Annotated in this window: 4 protein-coding genes; all 4 read right to left on the bottom strand. The window is 69.4% G+C overall.

The genetic code is table 11. The features are described from left to right. Window positions 1–38 precede the first annotated feature (38 nt). A complete protein-coding gene (locus ACWGI8_RS39795) occupies window positions 39–2,870 on the bottom strand; it encodes a DEAD/DEAH box helicase (protein ID WP_453668323.1) in 2,832 nt (943 codons plus the stop codon). Between the two features lie 104 nt (window positions 2,871–2,974). Then, the gene (gene tatC / locus ACWGI8_RS39790) at window positions 2,975–3,844 is read right to left on the bottom strand and encodes a twin-arginine translocase subunit TatC (protein ID WP_453668324.1); all 870 of its coding nucleotides are present in this window, start codon (window positions 3,842–3,844) and stop codon (window positions 2,975–2,977) included. A 104-nt stretch (window positions 3,845–3,948) separates the two neighbouring features. Further along, window positions 3,949–4,236, bottom strand: a complete 288-nt coding sequence (gene tatA, locus ACWGI8_RS39785; RefSeq protein ID WP_453668322.1) for a Sec-independent protein translocase subunit TatA — start codon at window positions 4,234–4,236, stop codon at window positions 3,949–3,951. 213 nt (window positions 4,237–4,449) lie between these two features. Beyond that, window positions 4,450–4,647 carry a hypothetical protein gene (locus ACWGI8_RS39780; protein ID WP_453668321.1) on the bottom strand — a complete coding sequence of 66 codons (198 nt, stop codon included), beginning with the start codon at window positions 4,645–4,647 and terminating at the stop codon, window positions 4,450–4,452. Window positions 4,648–4,753: the final 106 nt, after the last annotated feature.

Here is a 4,753-nt window from a genome sequence, read left to right as displayed (position 1 = left end):
GCACCAGGGGCGGCGCACCGCAGTGGTGAATCGCCGGCTCAGCCGACCGAGCTGTACGCGACCACGCCCCGCAACAACGCGTCCACCGCTCTGCGCGCGTTACGGGTGACCGTCGTGCCCTCGCCGGGGGCCGCCGCCGCGATCTGGCCGAGCACATCGATGACCTGCTTGCACCAGCGCACGAAGTCACCGGCGGGCATCTCCGCCTCGCGGAGGACCTCGTCCAGGCCCTTGCCCGACGCCCATTCGTACGCGGCCCAAGCGAAGCCGAGGTCGGGCTCGCGCTGCCCCACGCCCTCGGCCTGGTTGATGCGGAATTCCTCCTCGAGGGCGTCCAGCCGGCCCCAGATCCGCACCATCTCGCCGAGCGCGGCCTTCGCCTTGCCGGCCGGCAGCTTCGGTGCCACCGCGTCGTCGGCCTGGCGCGCCTCGTACACCAGTGCCGAGACGCACGCGGCCAGCTCGGCGGGGTTGAGCCCCTCCCACACCCCTTCGCGCAGGCACTCGCTCGCCAGCAGGTCCAGCTCGCCGTAGAGCCTTGCCAGCCGCCTGCCGTGTTCGGTCACCTCGTTGCCGCGGAGGTAGTCCATCTCGGTCAGCAGCGCGACGATGCGGTCGAAGGTGCGGGCGATCGTGTTCGTCCGGCCCTCGATGCGTCGTTCGAGCTGCTGGGTGTCGCGCTGGAGCCGGTGGTACCGCTCGGCCCAGCGGGCGTGGTCCTCGCGCTCGTCGCATCCGTGGCAGGGATGGGCCCGGAGGTCCTTGCGGAGGCGGGCGATCTCACGGTCGTCCGCGGCGGCGGCGCGCGGCTTGCGATGCCGGTCGGGCTCGATGTGCCCGGCCTTCGTCCGCAGCGCCGACGCCAGATCGCGGCGGGACTGCGGCGAACGCGGGTTGAAGGACTTGGGAATCCGCATCCGCTCCAGGGGCTCGACGGGCACGGGGAAGTCGATCGACGCGAGCCGCTTGACCTGCCGCTCGGCGGTCAGCACCAGTGGCCGGGGGCCGTCGTGGTACTCGTATCCGCCCCGGTGCCCGCCGGAACGCCCGGCCGGCAGCCCCGGGTCCAGCACGAGCGCAAGTCCCGCGAACTTGCCCGTCGGGACGTGGATGACATCGCCGGGCTTGAGTTTCTCCAGCGAGCCCGCCGCGGCCGCCCTGCGCTGCGCGGCGCCCTGCTTGGCCAGTTCGGTCTCGCGGTCCTTGAGTTCGCGACGCAGCCGCGCGTACTCCTCGAAGTCTCCGAGGTGGCAGGTCATGCCCTCCCGGTAGCCTTCCAGGCCCTCCTCGTTCCGCTGCACCTGGCGCGAGATGCCGACGACCGACCGGTCCGCCTGGAACTGTGCGAACGACGTCTCCAGCAGCTCGCGGGAGCGGTGGCGGCCGAACTGGTGCACAAGATTCACGGCCATGTTGTACGACGGCTTGAAGCTGGAGCGGAGCGGGTACGTGCGCGTACCGGCGAGGCCGGCGAGGGCACCCGGGTCCATGCCGCGCTGCCAGAGCACCACGGCGTGGCCCTCGACGTCGATGCCGCGGCGGCCCGCCCGGCCGGTCAACTGGGTGTACTCGCCGGGGGTGATGTCGGCGTGCTGCTCGCCGTTCCACTTGACGAGCTTCTCCAACACCACCGACCTGGCCGGCATGTTGATGCCCAGGGCGAGGGTCTCGGTGGCGAAAACGGCCTTGACGAGGCCGCGGACGAAGAGTTCCTCCACGACCTCCTTGAAGGTCGGGAGCATTCCGGCGTGGTGCGCGGCTATGCCCCGCTCCAAGCCCTCCAGCCACTCGTAGTAGCCGAGGACATGGAGGTCCTCGCCGGGGATGGAAGCCGTGCGCTCCTCGACTATCCGGCGCACCTCCTGGCGCGCCTCCTCGTCGTTGAGCCGCAGTCCCGCGTACATGCACTGCTGGACGGCGGCCTCGCATGCGGCGCGGCTGAAGATGAACGTGATGGCGGGCAGCAGCCCTTCCGCGTCCAGCCGCTCGATGACCTCGGGCCTGCCGGGGGTCCAGATACGGCTGCGCTGTCTGCGCTCCCGCTCCCGGTCGGCCTCGCGGACCATCTTGCCGCGGCGGCGGTCGCGCGGGTTGTACGTCTTCGAGTTCTCCATGCGGGCCATGCGGACCAGGTCGGGGTTGACCTCGCGCCGGGACGCACCGCGGCCGCCGTGGTCGGTCTCCTCCTCGAAGAGGTCGTACATCCGGCGCCCGGCGAGCACGTGCTGCCACAGCGGCACGGGGCGGGACTCGGAGACGATCACTTCGGTGTCGCCACGGACGGTGTCCAGCCAGTCACCGAACTCCTCCGCGTTGGACACGGTGGCCGAGAGGGACACGAGCGTCACGGAGTCGGGGAGGTGGATGATCACTTCCTCCCAGACGGCGCCGCGGAAGCGGTCCGAGAGGTAGTGCACCTCGTCCATCACGACATGGCCGAGGCCGCGCAGGGACTGGGAGCCGGCGTACAGCATGTTGCGAAGGACCTCGGTGGTCATGACGACCACCGGGGCCTCGGAGTTGACGCTGTTGTCGCCGGTGAGCAGGCCGACCTTCTCCGGGCCGTACCGCTTCACCAGGTCCGAGTACTTCTGGTTGGACAGCGCCTTGATGGGGGTCGTGTAGAAACACTTGCGCCCCTGTGCCAGTGCGAGATGCACGGCGAATTCGCCCACGATGGTCTTGCCGGACCCGGTGGGCGCCGCGACGAGCACGCCCTTGCCGGCTTCCAGGGCCTGGCAGGCCTCGATCTGGAAGGGGTCCAGATCGAATTCGTACATGTCGCGGAAAGGAGCGAGCGCAGTGGCCTGCTCGGCGGCGCGGGTCCGGGCGGCCGCGTAGCGCTCAGCTGGGGAGAGGTCCTCTGTCATCTTGTCGTCGAGCCTACCCGGCGCCTCTGACAGCAGGCGCGATCATTAACGAAGCAAGGGTGCCCAGCTCCCGCTCGGCACCCTTGCTGTTGTCACGGCGGAGATCACGTGACGTCGTCGTAGCCGTTCACACGGTCACGCTCCGGGCTCGCCTGCTCGGGCAGCGCGACAGCCGCGGAGACCGGCTCGGGCGTCAGGTCGACCTCGGACGCCTCGTCGTCGGCCAGGTCCCTGTCCGGATTCCTGCGCCGCCGCCGCATGTCGTTGACGAGCGAGAAGGCCACGGCCATGAAGTAGAGGACGGTGATCGGCCCGGCGAGCGCGATCATGCCGACGGGGTCCGTCGTCGGCGTGATCACAGCGCCGAAGACGAAGACGCCCATGATGACGCCGCGCCACCACCCGAGCATGCGCCGACCGGTCAGCAGGCCGGTGAGATTGAGCATCACCAGCACCAGGGGCAGCTCGAAGGCGAGGCCGAAGACGATCACCATGCGCAGGGTGAAGTCGAGGACATCACCGAGCGAGAGGATGTTCGCCGAACCTCCCGGCGTGAGGCTGATGAGCACCTTCACGCTGATGGGAAGGATGAGGTACGCAAGGTACGCACCCGCGGAGAAGAGCGGTACCGCCGCGCCGACGAAGGCGTAGGTGTACTTCTTCTCGTGCTTGTGCAGGCCCGGCGCCACGAAGGCCCAGAGCTGGTACAGCCAGACCGGGCTCGCGATGACGAGACCGGTGGTGAGGCTCAGCTGGATCGTCGTGCTGAACGGTGCCATCAGCGTGTTGAAGGAGACGATCGCGCAGTTGCCGCCGTCGCTGGTGACGCCCGGCGCACACTTGGGCACGGACTGCGTCAGGAACTGCATGAGGTCTTCGCTGTACACGAGGGCCACGATCGTGACCGCCATGATGGCGAGCAGTCCCTTCGCGAGCCGGTTCCTCAGCTCACGCAGATGCTCCGCGAGCGGCATCCGCCCCTCGGGATCCTTCTCCTGCTTGCGGGCAGACTTGAGCAACCCACGTCCTCATCTCGTGCGGCAGGCCGCCACCCTGCGGCGGCCGCGGCGGCCCAGGGTCAGCGCTTGGTGGTGTCCGTCGGCTCGGTCACGGGCCGCGAGCTGGTCACATCGCCGGGAGCGGCCTGGATCGTGCGCGGCGCGGACTGGTCCTGGGCGGAGCCCGGGGTCGGCGGGTCGGCCGGGGCGCTCTTCTGGTCGTCCGACTTCATCGCCTTGGCCTCGCTCTTGAGGATCCGCGCCGACTTGCCCAGCGAACGGGCCATGTCCGGGAGCTTCTTGGCGCCGAACAGCAGGATGATGACGACGAGAATGAGAATGATCTCGGTGGGGCCGAGCCTACCCATAGCTGTTTACCTTCTTCACCGAGGCGACAAGTAAATGCATCTGCCCGGCGGGCCGGACATACGTCCGACCACCGTGCTGAAAGCGATCGTAACCCGCAGCGGTGAACGCAGGGCAATGCCTGTGCATACACGCCATTGCGGCCCGCGGCCCGGCTGCCCGGCCGCTTTCTGCAGCGTACCGCCCGCTTCGGCGGTGCCGGGGACCGCGCCCTGCTATCGCAAGGCCTCGCCGGTGCGCGCCAGGCTCGTCGCCGCGCTCTCCAGTTCCTCCGCGGCGCGATTGATCCGCTCGGTGGTCGCGGCCACCTGACGGCCGAGGCGCTGGGCCTCCAGGAAGACCCGGATGCCGAGGGTGCCGAGGACGACTATCCCGAGGAAACCAAGGGCGATGGCGAGCATGGGCCAGAACATGGTGCAGAGCCTAGACGAGTAAGCCCTGTCTGCCGCCGTCCGCCCGGAGGGCGGGCTTCGCGGCGTCCGGTGCGTGCAGATGCAAGGCGGAGGGTCGTCCTCGTAC

This window comes from Streptomyces sp. NPDC054841, from assembly GCF_053611045.1.
This window is presented reverse-complemented; position numbering and strand designations above follow the sequence as displayed.

What these genes read in the sequence shown, in the direction of transcription:
- tatA (WP_453668322.1), bottom strand. Translation starts at nt 4,236, where the DNA reads ATGGGTAGGCTCGGCCCCACCGAGATCATTCTCATTCTCGTCGTCATC.
- tatC (WP_453668324.1), bottom strand. Translation starts at nt 3,844, where the DNA reads ATGCCGCTCGCGGAGCATCTGCGTGAGCTGAGGAACCGGCTCGCGAAG.
- ACWGI8_RS39795 (WP_453668323.1), bottom strand. Translation starts at nt 2,870, where the DNA reads ATGACAGAGGACCTCTCCCCAGCTGAGCGCTACGCGGCCGCCCGGACC.
- ACWGI8_RS39780 (WP_453668321.1), bottom strand. Translation starts at nt 4,647, where the DNA reads ATGTTCTGGCCCATGCTCGCCATCGCCCTTGGTTTCCTCGGGATAGTC.